20 protein-coding genes are annotated in these 25,823 nt (G+C 46.1%); 14 read left to right on the top strand and 6 right to left on the bottom strand.

From position 1 onward, the window contains the following. Nucleotides 1-285 precede the first annotated feature (285 nt). Complete coding sequence (locus OPS25_RS15575; RefSeq protein WP_265618810.1) at nucleotides 286-504, top strand: hypothetical protein; 219 nt, start codon at nucleotides 286-288, stop codon at nucleotides 502-504. A gap of 75 nt (nucleotides 505-579) precedes the next feature. Here the strand turns inward: OPS25_RS15575 and OPS25_RS15570 are convergent, their stop codons facing one another. Then, a complete protein-coding gene (locus OPS25_RS15570) occupies nucleotides 580-2,772 on the bottom strand; it encodes a winged helix-turn-helix domain-containing protein (protein WP_265618809.1) in 2,193 nt (730 codons plus the stop codon). A gap of 720 nt (nucleotides 2,773-3,492) precedes the next feature. On the opposite strand from OPS25_RS15570, the gene OPS25_RS15565 reads away from it, so the two are divergent. The 10 genes from OPS25_RS15565 (at nucleotide 3,493) to OPS25_RS15520 (ending at nucleotide 17,567) form a co-directional block, all read left to right on the top strand. Further along, nucleotides 3,493-4,488: a THxN family PEP-CTERM protein gene (locus tag OPS25_RS15565; RefSeq protein WP_265618807.1), complete on the top strand. Its 996-nt coding sequence runs from the start codon at nucleotides 3,493-3,495 to the stop codon at nucleotides 4,486-4,488. A 360-nt stretch (nucleotides 4,489-4,848) separates the two neighbouring features. Next, complete coding sequence (locus OPS25_RS15560) at nucleotides 4,849-5,832, top strand: THxN family PEP-CTERM protein (protein WP_265618806.1); 984 nt, start codon at nucleotides 4,849-4,851, stop codon at nucleotides 5,830-5,832. 389 nt (nucleotides 5,833-6,221) lie between these two features. Then, nucleotides 6,222-6,692 (top strand): host attachment protein, encoded by a 471-nt coding sequence (locus OPS25_RS15555; RefSeq protein WP_265618804.1) that lies wholly within the window; start codon nucleotides 6,222-6,224, stop codon nucleotides 6,690-6,692. A 188-nt stretch (nucleotides 6,693-6,880) separates the two neighbouring features. Further along, nucleotides 6,881-7,258, top strand: coding sequence for a hypothetical protein (locus tag OPS25_RS15550; RefSeq protein WP_265618803.1), 378 nt, complete (start codon nucleotides 6,881-6,883; stop codon nucleotides 7,256-7,258). Nucleotides 7,259-7,348: 90 nt separating this feature from the next. Continuing rightward, nucleotides 7,349-8,770 carry a TolC family protein gene (locus OPS25_RS15545; protein WP_265618802.1) on the top strand — a complete coding sequence of 474 codons (1,422 nt, stop codon included), beginning with the start codon at nucleotides 7,349-7,351 and terminating at the stop codon, nucleotides 8,768-8,770. Beyond that, nucleotides 8,767-10,515, top strand: coding sequence for an efflux RND transporter periplasmic adaptor subunit (locus OPS25_RS15540; RefSeq protein WP_265618801.1), 1,749 nt, complete (start codon nucleotides 8,767-8,769; stop codon nucleotides 10,513-10,515). The genes OPS25_RS15545 and OPS25_RS15540 overlap by 4 nt, the downstream gene beginning before the upstream one ends. Beyond that, nucleotides 10,512-14,348 (top strand): efflux RND transporter permease subunit, encoded by a 3,837-nt coding sequence (locus OPS25_RS15535; protein ID WP_407080250.1) that lies wholly within the window; start codon nucleotides 10,512-10,514, stop codon nucleotides 14,346-14,348. The genes OPS25_RS15540 and OPS25_RS15535 overlap by 4 nt, the downstream gene beginning before the upstream one ends. Continuing rightward, on the top strand, nucleotides 14,335-16,095 hold the full coding sequence (locus OPS25_RS15530; RefSeq protein WP_265618799.1) for a 2Fe-2S iron-sulfur cluster-binding protein: 1,761 nt from the start codon (nucleotides 14,335-14,337) through the stop codon (nucleotides 16,093-16,095). The genes OPS25_RS15535 and OPS25_RS15530 overlap by 14 nt, the downstream gene beginning before the upstream one ends. 69 nt (nucleotides 16,096-16,164) lie before the next feature. After that, nucleotides 16,165-16,917 (top strand): MBL fold metallo-hydrolase, encoded by a 753-nt coding sequence (locus OPS25_RS15525; protein WP_265618798.1) that lies wholly within the window; start codon nucleotides 16,165-16,167, stop codon nucleotides 16,915-16,917. Between the two features lie 296 nt (nucleotides 16,918-17,213). Continuing rightward, complete coding sequence (locus tag OPS25_RS15520) at nucleotides 17,214-17,567, top strand: hypothetical protein (protein WP_265618797.1); 354 nt, start codon at nucleotides 17,214-17,216, stop codon at nucleotides 17,565-17,567. A gap of 104 nt (nucleotides 17,568-17,671) precedes the next feature. Here the strand turns inward: OPS25_RS15520 and OPS25_RS15515 are convergent, their stop codons facing one another. The 5 genes from OPS25_RS15515 to OPS25_RS15495 are packed head-to-tail and all read right to left on the bottom strand — an operon-like array spanning nucleotide 17,672 to nucleotide 22,402. Continuing rightward, nucleotides 17,672-18,841, bottom strand: a complete 1,170-nt coding sequence (locus OPS25_RS15515) for a heme biosynthesis HemY N-terminal domain-containing protein (RefSeq protein ID WP_265618796.1) — start codon at nucleotides 18,839-18,841, stop codon at nucleotides 17,672-17,674. Further along, nucleotides 18,838-20,031 carry a uroporphyrinogen-III C-methyltransferase gene (locus tag OPS25_RS15510; protein ID WP_265618794.1) on the bottom strand — a complete coding sequence of 398 codons (1,194 nt, stop codon included), beginning with the start codon at nucleotides 20,029-20,031 and terminating at the stop codon, nucleotides 18,838-18,840. Before OPS25_RS15510 ends, OPS25_RS15515 begins: the two co-directional genes overlap by 4 nt. Beyond that, on the bottom strand, nucleotides 20,031-20,747 hold the full coding sequence (locus OPS25_RS15505; RefSeq protein ID WP_265618793.1) for a uroporphyrinogen-III synthase: 717 nt from the start codon (nucleotides 20,745-20,747) through the stop codon (nucleotides 20,031-20,033). Before OPS25_RS15505 ends, OPS25_RS15510 begins: the two co-directional genes overlap by 1 nt. Nucleotides 20,748-20,749: 2 nt before the next feature. Then, on the bottom strand, nucleotides 20,750-21,685 hold the full coding sequence (gene hemC, locus OPS25_RS15500) for a hydroxymethylbilane synthase (protein WP_265618792.1): 936 nt from the start codon (nucleotides 21,683-21,685) through the stop codon (nucleotides 20,750-20,752). Between the two features lie 39 nt (nucleotides 21,686-21,724). Further along, nucleotides 21,725-22,402, bottom strand: coding sequence for an alpha/beta hydrolase (locus tag OPS25_RS15495; RefSeq protein WP_265618791.1), 678 nt, complete (start codon nucleotides 22,400-22,402; stop codon nucleotides 21,725-21,727). Nucleotides 22,403-22,551: 149 nt separating this feature from the next. Here OPS25_RS15495 and gmk point away from each other — a divergent pair, with 149 nt between their 5' ends. The 3 genes from gmk to spoT all read left to right on the top strand — a co-directional run bounded on the left by gmk (nucleotide 22,552) and on the right by spoT (nucleotide 25,811). Continuing rightward, nucleotides 22,552-23,199, top strand: coding sequence for a guanylate kinase (gene gmk, locus OPS25_RS15490; protein ID WP_265618790.1), 648 nt, complete (start codon nucleotides 22,552-22,554; stop codon nucleotides 23,197-23,199). Between the two features lie 103 nt (nucleotides 23,200-23,302). Further along, on the top strand, nucleotides 23,303-23,575 hold the full coding sequence (gene rpoZ, locus OPS25_RS15485) for a DNA-directed RNA polymerase subunit omega (protein WP_265618789.1): 273 nt from the start codon (nucleotides 23,303-23,305) through the stop codon (nucleotides 23,573-23,575). Nucleotides 23,576-23,702: 127 nt separating this feature from the next. Continuing rightward, nucleotides 23,703-25,811, top strand: a complete 2,109-nt coding sequence (gene spoT / locus OPS25_RS15480) for a bifunctional GTP diphosphokinase/guanosine-3',5'-bis pyrophosphate 3'-pyrophosphohydrolase (RefSeq protein WP_265618787.1) — start codon at nucleotides 23,703-23,705, stop codon at nucleotides 25,809-25,811. Nucleotides 25,812-25,823 lie beyond the last annotated feature (12 nt).

The raw sequence follows: 25,823 nt of genomic DNA, 5'->3' as shown, positions 1-25,823 counted from the left end.
TTGTTCTGCTTTAAATGATTAGGTGTTTGTAAACCTACAAGGTAGAGCTGACCGCGCTATACGTAGTGGGTCAGCCATAGATTGCGGGCCAAGGAGGTGTCTCAAAGAATGGCAACATGTGCAGATAAAAAAAAGCCTAATTTAATAAAGGGAATTAGGCATCTAATGGGAGCACATCAGTAAAATGGTCAAGGAACGGGGATACTGTTTTGATTTAACGATAGCTTAACAAGCTATGCGTAATATGAATGGAGCATCAAAAGATGCTCCATTTGAAGTGAGTAAGTGCTTGATTTTATATTTATTTATTCATATTTGCTGGAGCAAAGAGGAAACTCTCTGCACGGACCAGACGAACCATTTGTTGTACCTGAGTGTGGAGGCTTATCCGCAGTGGTGCCAGACTCAGTTGCCACAGCGCTAGACGCCATCAACGATGTCACTAAGCAAAAAAGAACAACCGTTAACTTGTTAAATACGTTTTTCATAACTCATTTCCTTTAATTCATTGTTTGGGTCGTATTAAATCACTGACTAAACAATGCATGAAATAAAAGTTAAAGTAACGTGGAAATAGCTTCAAAATTCCTTGGTTTTTTTAAGTTCAATGATTTCGGTGTTTCCAGAACTTGATTGTTCGAAAAAACATTGATTTTTTTCGTTGGAACATGACAAATTTTTAGATCGGTTATCCAAATTTATTCGCCAAACTTCGTTCATATCTGAGATGGACAAGTAATGAATGGTTCTATCGACAAGATAAATGAGGAAATTTTGAGAAATGTGCCAATATTGAGCAGCTTTAAAGTTCTTATTCTCGAGGACAAGTTCTTCCGTATTATTGGTTAAGTCGTATTTCCATAACCCAGTTTCTCGTAATTTGCTGAAATACAATTCATTCCCAACCGACTTAACTGAAAAGCCTCTAAACAAATATTGGTGCTTCCCAGTTCGGATATCAAATCGATAGATTGACCATATTTCATCTTGTTCCACAGCATAGAGGACAGAATAACCGTCGCTAGAAAGAGAAAAGTTCTTAATACTTTCTACATTTTTAGAAAGGAACGTGAATTTATTTGATTCTAAATTAATACTAAATAGTCGATGATTGAATAAGCCTAAAAGCTGATTAAGCTCTGATGCGTACACAATTTCCTCTATCAGACCTGACTCTTCGAATTTTGAGACTTGACTTAGACCTCGATTACTTTGCAACCAAATTTGATTCTTTCCCGTCCGGTTAGATATAAAATAAACACCATTCTCGGTCGCGACCGGAGCTTGGTCTTTGTAGGGGGTATCGATAAACGGTTCTGGTTTTATACCTAATTCATTGGAAAGTGGAAAACGCCAGATAGTGGAATCGAGGATCTCTCCCCGCGTAGCATATAATCGTCCTTCTCGCATAATGGGGAAGTGGAGATGCCTCTCATTGGTTATCGGAAAAGCCTCCTTCGAATCTTCGATATTGTACGCGACCATTCGCTTATCGAAATTCACATAAAGCAGTGTATTGTCGTCCATCCACCCTACGCCGAGTATCAAATAAGGGAGCGACTGGACATGATTGATCTCCTCTGAATCCAACTCCAAGACCATTATATTAGAACTCTTCCATAAATGGTTTCGGACAATGGCCAGTTTTTCTCCATCTGGCGAGAGTGAAAAGGAGTAATCACCACGTCCGGAGGTAGCTGGCGAGGTGATTTGACGCTCGAATCCGGTTTCTAAATTAAGTTTTATTATTTTCAGCGGGTCGGCCAATGACGTGGACCGACTAAAAAAGATATTTTTGCCGTCTGCTGTAAACGCAGTAGTGGTCCAGATGCGGGAAAGGCCACAACTACTTATATATGTATCGGTTTCCGGTAGAAAGCCATTTTCGTTTATTTCAATAGTTCTTACCTGGCATGCTTCTGCGGTACTCTTTATAAAAACAATTTTCTTTGCGTCAGGGGAGAAGCTGGGTGAATAGACGCTCTCATTATCGATAGAGTCATAATAATACGCTTTATTAGTAGTTAAGTTTTTTAAGATAATTGTTTTAGGTGTAGAGAGAGAAGTTTGATGGGCGTAGACCAGCCAATCCCCCGATTGACTTACATCAAATTCTAATTCCAATCCCGGCTCATAAGTATATATATGAAGGCTGTCGTACATACTTTCTTTGCTGGAGTTAGGCGGTTTTGTTTCGCTCATCCAATATACCGCAATGATGGAAAAAGTAAGCAAAACTAGACCAGCTGCCCACCAATTCCGTTTCCAACTAGAGGAGGAGGGGTAGCTATCTTCTTCACTACCAGTCGATTCTATATAGCCTTCTGCTGCTGGTTCACTAATAATTGTAGGAGAGACGGTTCGGGTCTCTCCAGGGTTGGGTAAAGAAAACGTTTCCTGGCTTGTTGTAGGTTTGTTTAAGTTCTTAAGTGCGGAGATTTCTTGTGGAGAAAGTTCGAGAATTTCTACACTGCCAACGAAACAGTAACCCTTCTTAGGGACTGTTTTAATATAGGTAGGGCCTTTTTTACGACAATTAATTAACTTTCTTAATTCTGCGATAACCGAAGAGATCGTACTGGAATCGCGATGCTCTGTTTTCCAGACCTTCAGTAACAGTTCATCATAGCTAATCGTTTCGCCTGCATTTAATATCAGTGCTTCAAGACAACGCGCCAAACGAGTCTGCAACACCACAACATTGCCATCAAGATATATAAGTTCCTGATTTTTTATACAGAAATACCAATCAGTGCTTCGCACTACCTGCATGCAACATCCTTAATACTTTACAAACATTTGGGTGAGAAAACACTTTAAGACTAACGGCAACACGCTTATCACTCGAATACTCTATCTAAACTACCTGGTATTTATATCATAAACCCTAAGCTATGTACCTACGAACCATTGAATGGCAACTTGTTTTCGGAAAAAAGCAAGGAACACAAGTTTAATGACATGGCCTATATGATATGGATGCTTTGTGGCTAATTCATTGAAGGGAGATGAAGAATAAAGTTGCCAAAACCGTACAGCCATTTGTGATCACGTTAACTAATTGAAATAAAGTAAAAAAATATACTGTTCGCACCGATGTGATAGATTGATCGAGACTCCACCGACGTGAAAAAGTAACTTATTCCTTCGTCCTGTATCCCCTTTTGAAATCCCACACGAAAGAGTATGAGAAATTTACTCACCGCTTTGCAAAATTTATATTTAGTTATGTAAGGCCGTGCCATATTTACTATAGTAAAACGCTATTCATAGCGTGATTTTATTCAAGCTGGCTCGTCTATCTCTTCTTTCTCCTGAGCCGCACGTGGCGGCCGCACGCCGGCGTGCGCTGGTTTGGCTACATTTTAGTGGGTGGTTTTTAAATTTTTGCATAGTCCCTCTTCACATTGTGATTTTGGCACACCAAATGCTAATAGCTACGCAGATCGAGAACACTTTGGGTTTTCGGAACACAAAAGGGATTCTTAAAGTATGAAAAAATTAAATATAATTGCTGTCGCAACAGCATTAACAGCCAGTACGTCAGCATTCGCTGATCCAATGGTTATCGAACAATGGTCATTCATTAACGAAGCGGGTTTTTCAAGCTTCACTGCTACTAAGCGACCAAGTAATGCTGTGAACCATCCAACTTTGTCTGGTGACAGTGCCAATGGTGGTACCTCTATTCTAGTTGGCGGCTCGCTTCCGGACAATTTATGTTGGGGTGATCCAGCTGGTGGTAGCGGTGGTCAACAAAGCTGTCTTACTATTAACTCCCCTGTGAGCAATAACACTACGCAAAGCTGGGATGAAAATGGTGTGATGCAAGATTTAAATGGCGGCGCTCCCCAAGGCAATGCTATGACTGTTGGAAAAGGTCTGGACTACACAAGCGCCTTTAAGCAAGGGACAGCATTACGTCATGACAACTTCCCAATTACGGGACAGTTTCTTGATACGGTCACCATCACAGACGGCTTGCAATTAACCGCAGTTACGCCTAGCGGCACGGTAGTTAATGCCCCTCAGTTAAGCTTTATGGTTGACTTCTGGGAAACGCCAAACGCGGGTCTTGATGCAGATGGTACCTGTCCATTTGGTCCTGCAGCATTCACTGCTAATTCAGTCAATGCGCGCGGTTGTTCTGATTTGTTTGAAATCATCGGTTTCAACAATGATATGGGCGGTAGCTTGAATATAATTGCTCAGGGACCAGACTACATCGATTTCTCCGTGAAGTTCAAAGTGGCTGGTGTGGATGCATCTATGTATCATCGGGATTACGAGCTAATCACTCGCTTGAGCGGATTGGACGTAGCATTTGATGATGGACGTGGTTTTGCAACCCGTGAAAACGGCGTAAATATTCTGAATGCGCAATTTGCAATTCGCGCAGTGGATGCTCCTGAACCTTCAACGTTAGCAGTTTTTGCAGCTAGCTTGCTAGGTCTTGCAGGCTTCTCTCGCAGAAAAATGAAAAAATAAGCTAATTATCGATTTACAAAAGCCGCCTTTTTGGCGGCTTTTTAACTTTTTCGAATTAGGATATGTTACAGCGATATAATGAAACAAAAAATACGCTAATTAAAACTTACGCTCATAAGACTACTCGCAACCTTTGTATTACGAACTGATGACTTAAGCCTCTTCTCGGCGGCATGTAATAACCCGCAAAATTTCTTACATAAAGCGTCAGCTTTTTTTACACATACAACTTTGCGCTTTGTTAGAAAAAATATATTCCATTAAGAATCAGTCGCTTAAAATAATGGCACGGTGATTGCTGAATTATTTTCAGTCAAGTAACATTTTCTTAATATTTCAGGTTAGTAGGTAGTAAGTAGTATGAAATCAATCAAAATTATTGCAGCCGCTATAGCTGTTTCCACAAGTTTTTCTTCGTTAGCAGACCCTATGCTTATTCAGCAGTGGTCATTTACTAACGAAGCCGGCTTTTTCAATCCTGAATTCACCAGGAAACCTGCTAACGCAGTCAACGATCCTACAGTAGACGGGGACAGCGCTGATGGTGGAACTTCAATTCTTTCCACTGGTGCTTTGCCAGACAACGTGTGTTGGGGCGACGCGGTAAGCACTCGGAAGGGGCAGAGCTGTCTTAAAATCAATTCTCCAGTGACTAACGAGTCGACAGAGACTTGGAACGAAAATGGTGAATGGGTCAACATTACTGATGGCAGCGCTCAGGGCAATGCAGTTACAGCAGCAATCGGCGAAGATTACACTCACTTTTTCAAGCAGGGTACCGCACTTCGTCACGATAACTTTCCTATCACAGGTCAATTTTTAGATGGTGTTACCATCGTGGATGGCATTCAGCTTCAAGCAGTAATGCCCACTGGAATTGAAGTTAACGCACCTGAGTTAATGTTCTTAGTCGATTTTTGGGAAACGCCAAATGGCGGCCTGGATGCTGATGGTACTTGCCCATTTGGTCCGGCTGCTCGTACCCCTGAATCGATTAATGAAAAAGGTTGTTCCGATATTTTCCAAATGCTTCCTGCTAGCGATGCATCTACAACGATTGCCATTATTAACAGAGGCGATGATTTTATCGATTTCTCGGTAAAATTTAAGGTTCAGGGCGTGGATGCAGCACTGTATCACAGAGATTATGAATTAATCACACGCTTAAGCGGTTTAAGCGTGGTAGGTGAAAGTATAGGTTTCGCGACACGAGAAAATGGTGTCAACGTACTTAACGCTCAATTCGCAATTCGTGCCATCGATGCGCCAGAGCCTTCAACGCTTGCTATCTTCGCGGCCAGCTTATTAGCCCTTTCTGGATTCACTCGCAGAAAAGCAAAGTAAGTCAAAAAAGTAATACTATTTAACTCGAAAGCCGCTTCTAAAGCGGCTTTTTTAGTTTAGAGGAACACTTCGTTGTCTGGTTCCGAAATACCTCTTTATAGCCTGACTCTACTCATGCATGTGGAGCTACCATCTACACTACGAACCTTCGCCTTTTTAAAGCGTTTGTTATCTTTCGCACACGTTGTGCCGGCGGCCGCTTGAAAATAGGCCCCGGGGCGATAGCCACAATTTTGATCGCCGCACCACTTTGAACGGTACAAAGTTTAGTATGGGAGCTAACAGCTCACATCATATTTAATAAAGTTAAGTTAACTTATCTTGTGCGAAGTGGCTGATTTCAATTCGTTAACTACACTTAAATATTACGCTTAATATAAGGAGTCATTATGATCGGTAAATCGTATCTTGTGGTTGCAAATCGAAGTGAAGCTAAGATATTTCAGGTTAGGAATAATGCGACTGAACTTGAGCCTGTCACCGTACTAAATAATCGTGACGGTCGAAAAATGGATAGTGATTTGGTAACGGATCGGTCCGGCTCATTTTCTGCGCCCAGCGCGCGCGTTCCCGGTGTCGATACGATGAGTCGCAAAGATGCAGCAGAGCATGAAGCGGATGAGTTTTCTGCGTCCGTAGTAGACTGGCTGGATAAAAAGCGCTGCTCTGAAAAGGTTTATCACATAGACTTTATCGCTGAACCCGCATTTTTAGGCAAGATTAGAAAAAAAATGAATGATCAGCTTGAGAAAATTGTTGGTACAACAGTGACCAAAGATGTGGTAAATGCTGACGAATCTACGTGGCTCAATTATTTGAAAGAAGCCAATAATCCGATGGCCACTTCAAAACCTCATTAATCAAATTGATGTGGAAAATCGGCTCCACGGACCCGATTTTCCTCTTACCAGTTAGTATAGAGTTTAATTAAAAAAATACACCGGACTTTATCAGCTACCACTTTTCTGTATGACGAAAACAGTGCTGTTTAATTCTGTCACGAAGCACGATATACTCAGTTAGCATTTTGATTACTCAGGCATTACCCGTGACCCGTAGCATTGGCATTGTTTTATTACTCTTTGCTGTCAGCGTTCAGGCGTTGGCGCAGCAATATGCTGTGCATAGTAATAGCCATAGTCACCCCAATGAGCTGTCGGGTTCAATGCATCAAATGCAGCTTGTTACAGAGTCTAATAGTCACAGTAATCATTGTGGCAAAAATCTCAACGATGAAGCCATACAAAGCGAAACATGCTGTGAAGAAGAGTGTTACTGTCCGCCTCAATTGTGTGTGAATCTCCCACTATTTTTAGTGAGCGGTACGCCAATCTTACCCAATGTTCAAAGTCCTGAATTTTACCTCTTCGCCGGCCAGGCGACTCGTAATATTCCCTCCGGTCATTTTCGTCCCCCGATTAGCTAATTTCTTCTGGTTAGCAGTTCAAACAGTGTAACTCGCGCCTTTGTTGGCTGGCGTTTTACCGATGTAAATTATTATATAGTGGATAATCCCATGATAAATCCTCTTAAGATTGGCTTAAAAGGCGATCCTTACAGATTCTTAATCAGGCATTCGTTAGCCTTGGGCAAACAAATGCGTTCTACTTTCTTATCCCTTCAGACACTGTACGGCTTAGGGGGGTGCGCAGTGTTGGCGTTGCCAAGTTATGCAAGCCCATCTGAGCATCTGGTTGCGTTGCCGGTACTGATTGAACAGGCGATAGCGCATGATCCTAGCCTAAAAACAGCTCACTTTCGCGAGCAGGCAGTCGAAGAGAAAAGCATCGCTGCCGGCACCTTACCAGATCCCTCTATTTCAATAGGCATGATGAATTTACCCGTTGATTCATTTGATTTTTCACAAGAAGCCATGACGCAATTAAAAATTGGCATCAGTCAGATGTTTCCTCGCGGTGACGTACTTGCATTAAAGCAAGGACAGTTAAGTTTGCAAGCCAGCCGTTTTCCACTTTTACGAGCACAACGAAAAGCACAGCTGGCGGTCGCGGTAAGTCTTCGCTGGCTGGACTGGTATCAGGCGGCCAACACCATCAAGCTCATTAACAACGATACCATTTTGTTTGAACAACTGGTGGATGTGGCAAAGGCGAATTATTCTTCCGTGACCGGTTCTACCCGACAGCAGGACATGATCAGAGCCGAGCTTGAATTGGTGCAGCTCCATGATCGCCTGACCATACAGCAACAACGTAAAGACATTGCGATTGCTGCATTGAGCGAGTGGGTTGAGCTATCGCGTACTATGCAAAGCGCGCCCTTATCCACACCGACAATTACTCTTGCTCACGCTGGTCGCAGCCTGTTTGAGCTTTCACTTAATGAAATTGCCGATCTAATAATCGAACATCCCGCCTTGCGCGCTATTGAAGTGGACTACCAGGTAGCGAATAAGGAAGTCGCCGTCGCCAGGCAACAGTACAAACCTCAGTGGGGGGTGGAAGCCAGCTATGCCTGGCGAGATGACTCCGTTGACGCGATGAATCGAGCGGACTTTTTTTCAGTGGGAGTAACTTTCGATTTACCCCTGTTCACTGAAAACCGTCAGGACAAAGGTGTCTCTGCCGCGATAGCAGAGGCAGAAGCGGTGAAAACGGAGCGGCAGCTGCAACTGAGAAAAATGGTGGCGGATGTGAATACACTTCGTCAACTACTGCATCGCCTAATGCAGCGAAAAGACCTCTATTCCAATCAGCTGCTGAGCCAAATGCAACAGCAAACCGATGCCACATTAACGGCTTATACCAATGATGACGGAAGTTTTACCGAAGTAGTACGTTCTCGCATTGCCTTACTTAACAGCCAACTTTCGGCGCTCGAAATCGACGTAGAAATCTTAAAAACGATAGTTCAACTTAATTATTACCTGGCACCAAACATCTTTGGCTGGGAACAAAAAGACGGAGTACAGCCATGAAAATGAATCCAGTGCACTTTATTACAGCAGCCATTGGTGTACTGATTGGGCTTGCCAGTATTTTATTGTACCAAGCACTTATGCCGTCTGGGGAAACAACCTCTGCGACCGAGAAAAAGCCCCTTTATTGGGTCGCCCCTATGGACAGTAATTATCGACGGGATAAGCCGGGTAAATCCCCGATGGGAATGGATTTGGTGCCTGTGTATGAGGAAGAAACTAAGAGTGCCAGCGAAGGGCCGGGCGTCGTCAGTATTTCTCCCACAGTGGTTAATAACCTAGGGGTACGCACTGCACCTGTCTCTACAGGTGCGTTAGACAATGTCATTCATACCGTAGGCTATATTCGCTATGCCGAGGATTCATTGCTTCACATCCATCCGCGCGTTGAAGGCTGGGTTGAAAAATTACATATAAAAGCTGCGGGCGAAGAAGTGAAGGCAGGTGAACCTTTGTACACATTGTATGCTCCCCAACTGGTTAATGCACAGGAAGAATTTCTAATAGCCTTGAAACGGGCAGACAAAACCTTGCTTAACGCTGCCCGCGAACGCTTAGATGCCTTGCAATTACCAAAACAGTTCATTAAATCGCTGGAGCAATCGCGAAAAGTCAGCCAAACGGTAACGTTTTACGCACCCCAATCCGGGGTGCTGGATGAGCTCAATATACGCGAAGGTTTCTACATTCAGCCTGGGACCACCTTAATGAGTATCGGTCAGCTGGAAAAAATCTGGGTGGATGCCGAGGTGTTTGAAAGTGACACCGCCAGCATAAAACCAGGGCTGCCGGTGACGATGACGGTAGACTATTTTCCTGGCCAGCTGTGGAAGGGGCAGGTGGATTATGTTTATCCCTCATTAAATGCAAAAAACCGTACCTTGCGGGTGAGGTTGAAGTTTGAGAATCCACAACGTCGCCTCAAGCCAAATATGTTCGCGCAGGTCACTATTCACGTTGAACACGAAGTAGCGGTTACCTATGTACCAAAATCGGCTGTGATCCGCACCGGCCAGCAAGCGAGAGTCGTGGTGGCCCTGGGTGAGGGTCAGTTTAAGTCAGTTGCGGTCGAAACAGGTCGTTCGAACAAGCGTCACGTGGAAATTCTGTCCGGTTTGAAAGCGAACGACCGTGTAGTTACCTCAGCGCAGTTTCTGATTGACTCAGAATCCAGTAAAACTTCCGATTTTGCGCGCATGTCACAGGCTGCTCAAGCTACTTCAGTATGGGCAGAAGGACGGGTGAACAGTGTTATGCAAGGCCATCGCATGGTGAACATTACCCACCAACCGGTAAAAGAATGGGACTGGCCTGAAATGACTATGGACTTTACCGTAGCCGAGTCGGTGGATATGGATGCCCTGGCAAAAGCTGACTCGCTGCATTTTGAAATTACCAAAACGGATAGCAACGAGTATCAAATAACCAGTATTCATGTGATGTCTGAGAAAGACAGCAAGGCTAATCAGGCCACGGTTATCGGCACCATTAATCAGATGGATAGTGCTGCACGTGTGCTTAATATCAGCAGAGGGCCTATTGAAAAATGGAATCGTCCGGCAGCCACCATGGATTTTGAAGTAGCGGAACATGTGGACCTGAGCCCATTTGAGGAAGGCCAGACCATCACCTTTACTTTTGAAGTGGGCGAGAACTTCATCATCATTGATATGCAGCCTGCCGACGCTAAGCAGAGCGATCATAGTCAGCATAAGATGCGAGCCGATGGTGGAGAAAACTTATGATCAGCGCTGTCATTCGCTGGTCGGTAGCCAACCGCTTTTTTGTATTATTGGCTACGCTGTTTATTGTGCTTGGCGGTATCTATTCAATCAAAAATACCCCGGTGGATGCCATTCCTGACTTATCGGATGTGCAGGTAATTATTAAAACCAATTACCCGGGGCAGGCCCCGCAGGTGGTACAAGATCAGGTAACTTACCCCTTAACTACCGCAATGCTATCTGTTCCAGGTGCGAAAACCGTACGCGGGTTCTCCTTTTTTGGCGACAGCTTCGTATATGTGATTTTTGATGAAGATACCGACCTTTACTGGGCGCGCAGTCGGGTATTGGAATATTTAAGTCAGGTGGCACCTTCACTGCCCGAGAATGCGCGGCCGCAACTTGGACCAGATGCCACAGGTGTCGGTTGGGTCTATTTGTATGCGTTAGTGGATAAAAGCGGTCAACATGATATCAGTCAACTGCGCAGTATCCAGGACTGGTTCTTAAAATATGAATTGCAAACTGTCCCAGGGGTGTCAGAAGTAGCCCCGGTTGGCGGGATGGTTCGTCAGTATCAGGTACAGATATCCCCCGATAAACTGCGCGCGTACAATATTCCGTTGAGCCTGGTGCAAACCGCGCTCAAATTGGGTAACCAGGAAACCGGTGCCTCGGTGATTGAAATGGCTGAAGCCGAGTACATGGTAACGGCAAGTGGCTATATTCAAAGTATCGCCGATATTGAAGCCATACCGCTGGGGTTAAATGAACAAGGCACACCATTAACCATCGGCGATATTGCCAATGTGTCAATCGGTCCGCAAATGCGCCGTGGCGTCGCCGAATTAAACGGAGAAGGGGAGACGGTAGGCGGTATTGTAGTAATGCGCTTTGGCGAAAATGCGCAACACACTATAGATGGTGTGAAAGAGAAGCTACAGCAACTCAAGCAAGGTCTGCCTGATGGGGTAGAAATTGTCACTGTTTATGATCGTTCCGGGTTAATTGGCGAAGCAGTGGAGAATTTATGGTCTAAACTGGCCGAAGAGTTTCTTGTGGTGATTTTAGTGTGCGTGGTGTTTTTATTTCATGTGCGCTCGTCACTGGTGGCGGTGATCAGTTTACCGATTGGTATACTTGCAGCCTTTATCGTCATGCATTTGCAGGGTATTAACGCCAACATTATGTCGTTAGGCGGGATAGCCATTGCCATTGGAGCGATGATTGACGGCGCCATCGTCATGATCGAAAACATGCACAAGCATATGGAGAAAACCCCTCTGACACCTGAAAATCGTTGGCAGGTGGTGACACAAGCAGCCAGCGAAGTCGGCCCAGCACTGTTTTTCTCGTTATTGATCATCACGGTATCCTTCTTGCCTGTGTTTACGCTAGAAGCTCAGGAAGGGAGAATGTTTTCGCCGCTCGCCTTTACCAAAACCTATGCCATGGCAGCTGCGGCAGCTTTAGCCATCACGCTGGTGCCCGTGCTGATGGGGTATTTTGTCCGCGGCAAGGTAGTGCCTGAGCATAAAAACCCGGTTAATCGTCTACTTATTGCCCTTTATAGACCTGCATTGCGCACCGTCTTGCGATTCCCTAAGTTAACGATCCTGTGTGCGATCGCGGTAACGGCACTTAGCGCCTGGCCGTTAAGTAAAATTGGCAGTGAGTTTATTCCCGATCTGGATGAGGGTGATTTGATGTACATGCCCACCACGTATCCTGGCATTTCCATTGGTAAGGCACGCGAACTGTTGCAGCAAACCGATAAGCTGATTAAGACGGTACCTGAAGTGGTAACGGTGTTTGGTAAAGTGGGCAGGGCGGAAACGGCTACCGACCCTGCGCCCTTAACCATGATCGAAACCTTCATTCAGTTAAAGCCGCGTTCAGAATGGCGTGAAGGGGTGACTACGGAATCGCTGAAAAAGGAATTGGATACCCTGGTCAATTTTCCCGGTTTAACTAACGCCTGGGTAATGCCTATTAAAACCCGCATCGACATGTTGGCTACAGGCATCAAAACACCTGTTGGAATTAAGGTGGCCGGGCCCGAGTTAAGCGTCATTCAATCGATAGGTCGGCAATTAGAGCAAGTGATGAAAGATGTGCCAGGCACCGCCTCTGTTTATTCCGAGCGCGTGGCGGGCGGACGCTATTTGCGGGTGGATATCGATCGCCTGCGAGCGGCCCGATTTGGCTTGAACATCGCCGATGTTCAGCAAGTGGTGGCAACGGCAATTGGTGGAATGAATGTTACCCAAACCGTTGAAGGACTTGAACGATATCCCGTTAATTTGCGCTATCCGCAGGACTACCGAGATTCACCTGAAACCCTGGCGAGATTACCCATTGTCACGCCTAACGGTCCGCGCATAGCGTTAGGCGATGTGGCTCGCATTTACATTGAAGATGGCCCACCTGGAATTAAAAGTGAAAATGCGCGCATTAACGGCTGGGTGTTTATCGACATCGAAAATGTGGACGTAGGTAGCTATGTGGAGAATGCAAAGGCCGCTGTCACGCGACATATCGACCTGCCTCCCGGCTATTCTATTAATTGGTCAGGTCAGTATGAATACATGGAGCGCGCCAAAGCAAAATTACAATACGTAGTGCCATTGACATTAGCGATTATTATCGTGCTGCTTTATCTGAACTTCCGTAGTTTCAGTGAAGTGGCCATCATTATGGGAACCTTGCCACTCGCCCTGGTTGGCAGTATCTGGTTGATGTATTTCGAACAGTTCAACTTTTCGGTGGCAGTAGGGGTGGGGTTTATTGCCTTAGCTGGGGTGGCCGTGGAGATCGGGGTATTGATGCTGGTGTATCTGAACCAGAGTTTCACTGAACTCACCACACGCAACAGCACGCCAGCAAACGAGGAAATAAAACAGGCCATTGAAAATGGCGCTGGCTTGCGCGTGCGGCCAGTAATGATGACCTCATTATCCATCATCATTGGCTTATTGCCTGTGATGTATGGGGGCGGTGCTGGCTCAGAAGTAATGAGTCGCATCGCAGCGCCTATGGTGGGAGGCACGTTAAGTGCACTGATCCTCACCTTGCTAGTGTTACCAGCGGTGTATTATCTGTGGAAGAAACACACTCATGCACCTAAGCCAAGATTCCGTCAACCTTTAGTAAGCAAGGCTCGCAGCCTGCATAAATGGCTTATGGCATTTATCGGTATACAGTTTGTGTTATGGGCGGTGAGTGGTGCTTATATGGTGATAATGGACATTGATTATATTCATGGCGATACCTTGACCTATCATCAACCCAAAAATCTCGATACCTCGATGGTGGCGTACACCATCAATGATGTTAAAACAGCTTTTCCCCGCGCCCAAACTATCCGCCTGGGCTATATGGGAAACCAGCTTGTCTGGCGCTTCACTGCAGAACATCAGAAGGTAGCGATATCGGCCATTGACGGTACCGTGGTCTCGCCTCTCTCCCAATCTGAGGCTGTGCGTCTTGCCCGCGATGCCTACACGGGCGAGGGGAATGTTAAAAACACCACCCTGATCACTGAAAACGCGCCAGCTGAACTGTCGCCCCGTCACCTTCCGGTATGGCAAGTGGAGTTTGATAACTTCGCCAGCCCTACGCTTTATATTAGCCAGGGCTACGGAGAAGTGGTGACGCGCCGGCATACCTTCTGGCGGGGGTTCGACTGGATGTGGCGGCTGCATATAATGGATTATGATGACGGTGAAAACATAGGTAACGGCTTTCTCACTGTTATAGCGATGTTGGGCATATTTGCCTTTATCGCAGGCACCATTCTGCTGGTTTACCGCGTTTTCCTCGACAATAAGGGGGGCGCTAATGAAGTTTATTAAACTGTCCCACAAATGGGTTTCGTTACTGGTCATGGTGCAGATGTTTATCTGGCTTGGCAGCGGTCTGTACTTTAACTTAATGGATCACCACAAGGCGGGCGGTCACACCTATCGCGCGCATCATCCGGTGATGACCAGCGACAGATCTTTTATCCCTCTCGCACAATTGCCCCACTCTGACCCCATAAAAGGGGTCGGAGTCATTTATTTGCTAAACGAACCTTACTACCGCATTTCCTCGGTGGAACCGTTATACCCCCACTGGGAAGGGCAATACCAGTTGTTTCATGCAGTCACGGGTGAGCCTGTGTCGATTGACCAGGATTTCGCTGCGCGGCTCGCCATGGCCTCATACAGTGGTCCGGGAGCGGTGAGTAGTGCGAGTAAATTGTCGCCACCCATCAGTGATCTGCCTAAAGAGCGTAATCCCGTTTGGCAAGTGAACTTTAGTGATGACGTCAATACATCTGTATATTTGCGGCAACAGTCTGGTCAAATCGTTGCTCATGTAGACGATCACCGGCGCTTACGGGATTTACTGTTTATGTTGCACTTTATGGATTACGCCAACGAAGGAAGTTTTAATAACATTCAAATTATTATCTTAGCAATGTTAACGTTGTGGCTCGCATTGACGGGATTTATCTGGACGGTGAATCTTTTCAGGGAAGGGCAATTGTCTCTGCGACTATCCAAGGGCGCACATCAGGTTACCGTTGACATAGTGGACGGGCAACAGCAGCAAAATTTAATATTGTCCACTGATGCCACGCTATATGACAGTCTCTGGCAGCAGGATGTATTACTACCGTCCTCGTGTGGCGGGGGGGGGACATGCGGGCAATGTCGCATCAAAGCACATAACGGTGTGCAAATTACCTCCGCAGACAAAGAGCAGCTCACCCCTGAACAATTGCGCCAGGGCTGGAGATTGGCCTGTCAGCATAAAGCAAAGCACTTTACCCGCATTATGGTACCTCAGCTACAGCAACCGCTACCCAGACACACCTTGAAATTACGTTCTGAACGTTTTCTCAGCCCGGTAATTAAAGAGCTTACCTTTGAACCGGTTGGCGATACCGTGCCCCCTTATCAAGCGGGGGCCCATCTGCGCTTTGAAATTCCTCAGCCAAATGGCGGGCAGGGTAAAACATATCGGCACTATTCGTTAGCCACGTATAGTGAAGATCCGAAGCTAGTATTTAACGTGCGCCATCACCCTTCACCCAACGAGACTGTTCCTCCGGGGATCGGGTCAGATTATCTGTGTCAGCTTAAGCCCGGAGACAAGGTACACACTCTCGGGCCGATTGAGGGCTTTGCTATCGACCCAAATCATTCCGGCACGAAGGTATTGCTTGGGGCAGGCTCTGGCATGGCCCCACTGAAAGCGATGATCCAATCACTGTTAGCAGACGCTGACTGTCCGCCGGTCTACTTTTACTATGGCGCTCGCAGCGAGGAGGACCTGCTGTATTGGGAGGAGTTCATCGCATTACAAACGAAGCACGCACATTTTCATTATTATCCCGTGTTGTCACAACCCTCTTCGGACTGGACTGGAGAGGTGGGTTATGTTCAAGAGGCGATGTTTACATCCCGGCATAAAATTGAACGGTTTAATGAAGCTCAATTCTATCTGTGCGGACCACAAAGTATGATGCAGCAAACCATTAAACGCCTAACGGCACATGGTATAAGCTCCCAGGCTATCTTTTTTGACAATTTCGGCGAGCCCCTAAAATAGTCCGGCATCATCTGGTCATACCTCTGGCAAAATGGTATCGTAAATGCCCTTTTGCCAGTAATCGACAGCATGAAACTGCATACCCTTTCCGGCTATATTCAATTTATATATCTCATCGAAGACGAGCAGGGCTTGCTTTTGTTAGATGGATGCAGCCGCGCAGATGTTAAAAGAGTATGCAGTTTTATTAAGTATGAGCTAAAGCGTTCAATAACTGATTTAAAGCTTATCGTCGTTACCCATATGCATCCCGATCATGCCGGGGGAGCGCATAAGCTACGCGCCACTACCGGCGCGAAAATTGCCGCTCATCCCAATACCCGTAACTGGTATGCAGGAATGAGTGGACGTACCGCTCATGTCATTGATGTTATGTTAACCTGGTGGGTAGCAGGGCGTCTGGGTAAACCTAAACGCAAAGTATGGTACCCCCCGCTCTTACAACCGGATATTTTGCTCAACGACCGTGATGCGTTGCCGGACTATCCTGCATTTCAGGTGGTATATACGCCAGGACATACCAACCACGATATTTCTATTTTACATATGCCTACACAACAAATGTACGTGGCAGATCTGGTGGTAAGGGTAAAAGGTGAATTGATGCCGCCTTATCCACTTTGTCACCCTAACCAGTATAAACAATCGTTGGCGAAGGTTGCGGCATTGAATGTGACGACCCTTTACTGCGCGCACGTGCCACCGCTCGCTAACCCCTCTGCGGTATTAACTACCATGCTAAAAAAAGCCCCAACCTTTCCTAAAAATCACTGGTATTCGTTTAAGGGGCGGGTGCTGGGAAAATTACGCTCTAAACGCTAACCCTCATTCTCACTATTTTAGCTCACTGCCATGAGCAATTGATTCGCCACAAAATGCCCTTATGCCAGACATTTCCCAATCGTGATGTAAGTTATTAATGTACTGCGGTTTCTTTTTTTAAGTGACGCAGACAGCTAATAGCCCATTCCCCTAGACCTTCGCGGTGAAAGTAAACGCCAAAGCGTAAACAATTTGCCTTCATAGATAAAACTGATTGCCACACTAAATTTGCATTTTTTTGTAAATAGGCTATTGCTTTAATTGTAGTTTTTCGTAGTGCAATTAAAGGATAGATGATGAATAAATTGAGTAAATTAGGTTTGACCGCCGGCGTAACAATGCTTTTTTCAAGTGTTACTTTCGCTCACAACCACGCAGAAATTGACTGGGATACCACCGAGTTTTCAACGGAAACATACTGCTTGTTAAAGAGTGAGAACGTGGAACCACGATACTTAAAAGCCTATGCCAAACGGTTGGAAAAGAAGCCCAGTCGAAAAACATGTAAGGCATTTAATGAATTTGCCGCGTCAGTGACACCCGATGATTGGGATTATCCTCAAAACAGACCATACCCCGGCAGTATCATCAAACTATCTCCACAACAGATTGAAAAGCTAAGAATGGCTAAAAAAGAAAGATCGAATTAGCCTTTCTTCGATGCTTGAAAAGCCTGATGATACCTCAGGCTTTTCATTTCATAATTTTATTTCCTAGCCCTGCTGCGCTTTTTTAAATCTGGGGGCAGACTGACTTAATTTACCGAAAAACTCTGTTTATACAGCGACAATGCCTGCACCTTGTCATCTCTTCGCTCACTTATTTTTGCCAGCATTAGTAAGTCTTCTTTGTTTTCTGATAGCTTCACTGACTTCATCAGCGCTTTTTCAGCTAATACGTCATCGCCTGCATTATAAGCGATATGTCCTAATGTGGAATAATAACTGGCGTTAGTGTCATCCTGCTTGATCCATTCTTCAAGCAACTTCACCGAAGCAGAAGGATTGGGCAGGTAAAGCTCTTTCATCAAAGGGAATAAAAACTTGTTCGGGCCTTTTTGTTGCCATTCAACCAGGCGTGCTTGTGCATCTTGATGCATGCCCTGCTCTAGCAATTGACGTACATAGGCACAGCGATAGGCGTCGTCGTTACGCAGTTTGCGAGGCAGAGTTTCCCAGTGGGATTTAAGCTCTGTGGCGCCGTGCTTGCTGGCAATTTCAGCGAACTTGCCTTTCGCTATTTGCTGAGCCCACACCACATAGTCATCTTTCAGAACAGGTTTCCAGTGCGGTAACTGGGTCTGAAGTTCCTGCCAGTGGCCTAAGCGAGCTAATGCCTCGGTTTTAAGCTTTATTACTTGCGGATGTTTGGCGTGTTTTGGTTCAAGCCCTTCCAGTCGCTTCAGCGCACTTTCATCCTTCCCTTCTTCCAAATCCAAACGGGTAAGCACTAACTCCGCGGCCAATCTGGCGTGTCGGTATTCGCTCGCCTGTTCCAGCAACCCGCGCATGCGCTCTTTTTCGTCTAAATGGCGAGCTACCTGGGCAGCGGCTAGATAATTGACGCCATCAAAGTCTCCCTCAGTAGTGTTATTAAAAGACGCTTTGGCTTCTTTTAATTCCCCTTCTGCCAACGCATGGAATCCCCGATAAAATGCTCGTTGACGTTTACGTCTACCCCAAGAGCCAAACCAGTGATGCGAACCTCGCAATACACTCCAGATACGGTTAAAGAGGTAACGTAGAATATAAAGTAGTACTGCCGCTACGATCAGGCTGATGCATAAACTTATCACGGTCATTTCAACCGTTAGCGTGCCCATCGCGATAAGGACGTAGCCCTTATCTCCTATGACTTCCGGCGCCACAATCATGGCTGCGAGCAATAAACAAATAGATACGCCAGCGATGATTAGCCATTTCATATCGCATTATCTCCCTGACTGAACGCATTTTTCACGCGCTGTTCGAGCAAGCTTTCTAATGGGGCCTGCGCAGCAAGTTTACTAGGAAGTTCCTTGCTCACATTAGTATCTTGCAGGTTTTCAATGCCGCTGACCATGCCAACGACTTTACTATCCTGGGTATCGAACTTCTGTTTGAGTAGCGTCATTGCATTGCTGAGAGATTGCTCGTACAGGGTTTGTTCTGAACCCATCGCAGCCGACTGGGCCTGCATCAGAGCCAGTTTTAATTGTTCCCGGTTCAACCATTGTTGCTGCTCGCTCATCATGGGTTCTACCGGTTTATCAGTGCGCTTAACGCTAACGAAGTCATCAACTAGCGAGCGCCATACCCGCCTGATGTTCGCTTTCCAGTCATCGACTGAATCCGATACCTGCTCTTGAGTCGGGTCAATGGGACGGTCAAAAGTATCCAGCGGTAATTTATCTATTTGCGGAAGTAAGCCAGAAATCGCCAGGGCTACCGATGTGCTCGACACCGGATTCACTTGCTGTAATGTTTGAATATCTTCTGCAATAAGAGCGCGCACAGGCAAAACTGAAGGGTCTGACAGCGATTGTAAGCGTTTGTCAGCATTGACTAGCAGCATAACAGCCGTGCGAATGTCTCGCTCCAGCCAGACTTTTCGCCCGGCCATGCGTACCAAGTAATCCGCTTCTGCAATCAACCAGTCTGAAGGGCGTTTGCCTTCAAGATCACGTAACTGGCGCAATGCAGATTCAGTTTGTTGCTGCATAGTGCGAGTGGTATCACTGAGGTCGTTAACCGCCTTGCCCAATTGCTGACGACCTTGCTCTAATTCTCGCAGCTGTTGCTGCAGAGCAGCGTTTGCCTGGTTGAGTTGTTCCAGCCGCGCGCGTTGGCTGTCTTGCTCTTGTAATAATTTGGCCTGTGTGTTGACTAACTCTTCATTATTATTTTGTTTATTATAGATAAACCAATAACCCGCTGCGCCCATCCCAACAATGCCCAGCAAGCAAATAAATATCATTACCCAAAGTAGAGCACGCGAGCGTGGTTTGGGTGTGCTAGCTGAATCTACTTTTTTGTTGGGAGTAACAGAAGAATGGGTTTCGCGTGTATCGGTAACCTCGCCTTCGATAGCCGGTAATGCCGACGCTTCCTTGTTATTGTCTTTGTTATCTGCCATCAGGACTCCCAGTTTTCTTGTACCCATTTAATAAGCGCTGTATCGTTTGCGCCTTCGGCAATACCAACTGACTTAACGCCATAAGCACGCAAAGTGTCAGCTATTCGTTGGCTTACGGTTAACCAGGGAACACTGGTTAACTTATCTGAAGCATAATGTGTAAATAATGGAGTTGCCATTTCTACACTCGTAGTAATAATGCCTTTTACGTCAGTCCATTGCCATTGGTTTGATTCTTCAGGGGGGGAAAGCGGAATTCTTCGATAAACCGCCATTTCATGCGTGTCGACACCAATTTTAGCCAGTCTATCAGCAAGATACCCTCTGCCACCTTCACCCTTAATAATAACCGCATGACAATTTTTTGCATTATTCATTGTGAGCATGCTCATTATTCCTTCTGAAGTCGCTTCAGTTGGAGTAATGACATCGAATCCGTGTTCGAGAAGTAAGCTCGCGGTAGTTGAACCAATCGCTGCGCAGCGCGCATTGACTGTTTGCTTAGAGAACGATTCAGTCAGCACTTTGGCAGCAAAGACGCTGGTGACTATCAACCAGTCGTTGCTGTTAAGTGCAGAAATAATGTGCTTGTGCGCACTCGAAAGTGCCAATACTTCAATGTCGACGGTGGCGATACCCGTCACCCTAATCCCATGGGATTTAAATTGCTCGCAACTCGCGGATAGCTTGGGGCGCGGACGGGTGAGCAAATACATTGTTAACTTAAGGAGGCGAGAATTTTAGCTGCGCCCTGCTCAAGCAAAGCATCGGCTACTTCCGTACCCAGTTCTTCAGCGCGGGATGTACTGCCCGTAGCACTGGCGAAGAGAAGTTCTGTGCCATCTGGCTTGCCTACCATTCCTGTAATGGTAAGTGAGTCCTCATCGATAGTGGCATAGCTACCGATAGGAACTTGGCAGCCTCCTTCCAGCCGTGTATTCATTGCGCGTTCAGCGCGAACACGCGTTGCGGTAATGGGGTGATTTAATCTACTCAACAGTTGAATGAGCTCATCATCATCATTACGGCATTCAATGCCTACCGCCCCTTGCCCCACTGCCGGCAGCGAGATGTCGGCGGGGAGCGGTTGGGTGATGCGGTGTTCCATATCAAGCCTAATTAATCCAGCGCAGGCGAGGATAATAGCATCGTACTGGCCATCATCCAGTTTCGCCAAGCGGGTATTAACATTGCCACGTAAATCACGAATAACAAGATCGGGGCGGTAGCGGCGAATTTGACATTGGCGTCGTAAACTGGACGTACCCACCATGGCACCCTGTGGAAGCGCGTCGATGTTTTCATATTGATTCGAAACGAACGCGTCAAACGGGTTTTCACGTTCACAAATAGCATATAGTCCGAATTCTTCAGGGAAGGCAACAGGCACGTCTTTCATAGAATGAACGGCAATATCCGCACGCCCTTCTAACATGGCAATTTCGAGCTCTTTTATAAACAAGCCTTTTCCACCAATTTTTGCCAGCGGGGTATCCAGAATTTTATCCCCTTGTGTACTCATCGGTACCAGCTCAACGGGAAGGTTCGGATAATGATGTGCAAGCTGGCTTTTGACAAAGTTTGCCTGCCATAACGCCAATGCACTTTTACGTGTAGCAATGCGGATGGGACGGGAACAAGCGGTAGTGGACATGAAATTCTCTGATTCAGTTTTTAAGGTTCAAATGGTGAACTATTGAAGCGGTAACACGCGGCTAATAAATGCAGAAATATCATTTATCTCTGCCAGACACACATTATGTTGCATCGTATAGGTATGCCACGTGCAATTATAGCCATTCTCTTTGAGTACTTTATACGCAGCGTTCCCTAAGAAAGCCGGAACGACTTCATCCTGCTCACCATGTGCAACAAAAATGGGCGTAGATGTGTTGGCAGTATGGGCTTGGGCCGCTAATTTCTCTGGCTCACACATATATGTTGATAGCGCCATAATACCCGCCAGACGCTGGTCAAAGCGAAGGCCTTCATGTAAAGCGATAACCCCCCCTTGAGAAAAGCCAGCCAACAAAATGCGTTGCGCGGGAATACCGTTCGCAATCTCATCCTGTATTAACTGCCGTACTTGCGACGCAGATTCGAAAACGCCACTGACATCGGCACGACTATTAAAGTCCATTGACTTTATGTCGTACCAGGCACGCATGCGCATACCTCCATTGATGGTAACCGGACGTTCTGGAGCGTGCGGAAAAATAAAGCGAATACGGTGGTTTTGCGGTAAAGCTAATTGGGAGACGATGGGGGCAAAGCCGTGCCCTGAATCCCCTAAGCCATGCATCCAGATCACGCAGGCATCGGCTTCCTGTGCAGGATTAACCTCAACATAAGGGAGTAAAGAGTCAGGCATATCATCATTCCTATTCGGTAAAATTTAAATGCTCGGATGTAAGCAAAAAGCGTTAAACAGTAAAAAGTAAATAATTACGGCTTTATAGCAGGTTATGCTACCATTGCTTTTGAAAATCACCACTACTAGATAACACTGTTGTACTGAATATGGCATCATTACTTGGCAATTTGTTTATTCTTGCAGCGCCTTCTGGCGCCGGAAAATCCAGCCTTATCAAAGCGCTATTAGAAAAACATGATGATTGTCCAGACTACCCATTGCAAGTTTCGGTTTCTCATACCACCAGGAAGCCTCGCCCTGGGGAAGTCGACGGGGTTCATTATCATTTTGTTAGCCGTGACCAGTTCGAAACGTTAATAGAGCAAGGGGTATTTTTTGAGTATGCCGAAGTATTTGGTAACTACTACGGTACCTCAAGAGTAACGATAGAGCAGACCTTACATCGAGGGGTAGATGTATTTCTTGATATTGACTGGCAGGGGGCCCGTCAGGTTAAGAAAATTTTGCCTGATACCTGCAGTATATTTATTTTACCGCCTTCTATTGAAACCTTACGCGAGCGTTTAAGTAAACGTGGTCAGGATGCTGATGACGTGATCGACAGCCGCATGAATGAAGCTGTGGCAGAAATGTCCCACTTTGGTGAATTCGATTACGTATTAATTAACGATGACTTTTCCACCGCTTTAGCTGAACTGGAAGCATTGGTTTGCGCGCAACGTTTGCGCACTCCCAAACAGGCTTTACGTAATGTGAATTTGCTTAGCCAATTAGTGGGCAGCCAGCAATCTTAAAGGGTCAATCGTTGTACAAAAATAGGGCTACACCTTGGCACGTAACCCGTGTATACTGTGCGGCCGTTTTTTATATTCGCACTAATCAATTTCGGAGATATACATGGCTCGCGTAACCGTAGAAGATGCCGTAGACAAAATTGGCAACCGTTTTGACCTGGTTTTGGTCGCTGCACGCCGTGCTCGTCAATTAGCGACAGAGGGTAAAGATCCAATGGTAGAAGTGGCAAACGACAAGCCTACCGTTACTGCTTTACGCGAAATTGAAGCGGGCTACGTCACTACCAAAACATTGGAAGAAGACGAAATGCGTGATCAGGAACAGCAGGAAAGAGCCGAATTTGCATCGGTGGCAAATATTCTTTCTGAGCAGTAAGCACCGTAGTTAACGGTCAATCGTGTACGCCAGTGAAATGTTATTCACTGGCGTTTTAGCATTGGCAGAACCACTTTTTACTCGTATCCTTTAATTAGTTGCATTCAATAACGGAAATCTCAGTTCTGTGTACTTATTTGAAGGGCTAAAACAAAAGCTTTCGGAATACCTTTCACCAGAGCGCGTATTACTGGTGCAGAAAGCTTTTGCTTTGGCAAAAGATGCCCACGACGGTCAAATGCGCTCCAGCGGCGATCCTTATATCACCCACCCGGTCGCTGTAGCCGGTATTCTCGCTGATATGCATCTTGACCATGAAACCTTAATGGCGGCATTACTGCATGATGTCATCGAGGATACACATTACAGTTTTGAGGACTTATCCAGCAATTTTGGACAGACCGTTGCTGAACTGGTGGAAGGGGTAAGTAAACTCGATAAAATCGAGTTCAGTACCAAACAGGAAGCGCAGGCTGAAAATTTTCGCAAGATGATGATGGCGATGGTACAGGATATTCGGGTCATCCTGATTAAACTTGCCGATCGTACTCACAATATGCGCACGCTGGGCTCCTTACGGCCTGTCAAACGTCGCCGCATCGCGCTGGAAACGTTAGAAATATACGCCCCAATCGCCCATCGCCTGGGTATTCATGACATTAAAAATGAGCTTGAAGACTTAGGTTTTCAAGCCATGTACCCGATGCGGCATCGCGCCCTTAAATCGGCGGTTAAGCAGGCTCGGGGCAATCGTAAAGAAATCATCGATAATATTCGCCAGGAACTATCTACACGCTTGCGTGAACACCAGATCGAAGGCGAAGTGATTGGCCGCGAAAAACATCTGTATTCGATTTATCGCAAGATGAAGAATAAAGAACTGATGTTTAATGAGGTGATGGACATCTATGCCTTCAGGATTTTGGTGGAGTCGGTAGATAACTGTTACCGCTCACTGGGTGCTATGCATAGCCTTTACAAGCCAATTGAAAACCGCTTCAAAGATTATATCGCTATACCCAGAACCAATGGCTACCAGTCTTTGCATACTTCACTTGTGGGTCCACATGGGATCCCGGTGGAAGTGCAAATTCGTACTCGGGCCATGGATCAGATGGCGGATAAAGGGGTGGCGGCACATTGGCTTTATAAATCACCAGGCGAGAGTGATACCACGGCACAGTTGCGGGCCAGAAAGTGGATGCAAACCTTGCTGGAATTACAGCAAAGTGCCAGTACCTCATTCGAATTTATTGAATCGGTGAAAACAGACCTGTTTCCCGAAGAAATTTACGTGTTTACTCCTGATGGCCGCATCATCGAACTACCGATGGGAGCTACCGCAGTCGACTTTGCTTATGCGGTGCACTCGGATATTGGTAATACCTGTGTAGGGGTGAGAGTCGAACGACGTAATTATAGCCTGAGCAAACCGCTAGAAAACGGCCAAACCGTGGAGATCATTACCTCTCCCAAAGCCAAACCGAATGCAAACTGGCTGAACTTTGTAGTGAGTGCACGGGCGCGTACCCGTATTAGGCAATATTTGCGTAAGCAGCATTCACAGGAAGCGGTGAACATGGGAAACCGCTTGTTACGTCATGCTTTAGGTTCGGTGAAATTAGAGGATATCGCGCCAGAAGATATCGATCGAGTGGTGGCCGAGACCAAACATCGCACGTTTGACGATTTACTGGTGGATATTGGACTAGGGAATGAACTAAGTGCCATTGTGGCTCGTCGCCTGATTGGCGACAGTGCGGAAATCCCCGATCGCAAAGGTAATGTGGCAATCAAAGGAACCGAAGGACTGTTAGTGCATTACTCGCGCTGCTGTCATCCTATTCCCGATGATGAAATAATTGCCGTGCTCAGTCCTGGCCGCGGGATGACAATCCATCAGACAGGGTGTAAAAACATTCGTAAGCTGACTCGCGAAGAGCCGCAACGCGTGCTGCCAATGCAATGGGACGATAAGCCTCAAGGCGAGTTTAAAGCCGCTTGTCGTATAGAGCTTTATAACCATCAAGGCACACTGGCTACATTGACCAACATGATTTCAAGTTGCGATTCCAATGTGATTGGCCTACAAACAGAAGAAAAAGAAAGTAACATCTATTTTGTCGATATCGAGCTGACCACCCATAACCGTGTGCATCTTGCACGCATTATGCGAAAGATCAGAACCATGCCTGAAGTGCAAAAAGTTTCACGCCACAGTCAGTCTCGTTACTAACACTACAACAGG

The sequence above is a fragment of the Alteromonas aquimaris genome (genome assembly GCF_026183695.1).
Classification (GTDB): Bacteria; Pseudomonadota; Gammaproteobacteria; order Enterobacterales; family Alteromonadaceae; genus Alteromonas; species Alteromonas aquimaris.
This window is presented reverse-complemented; position numbering and strand designations above follow the sequence as displayed.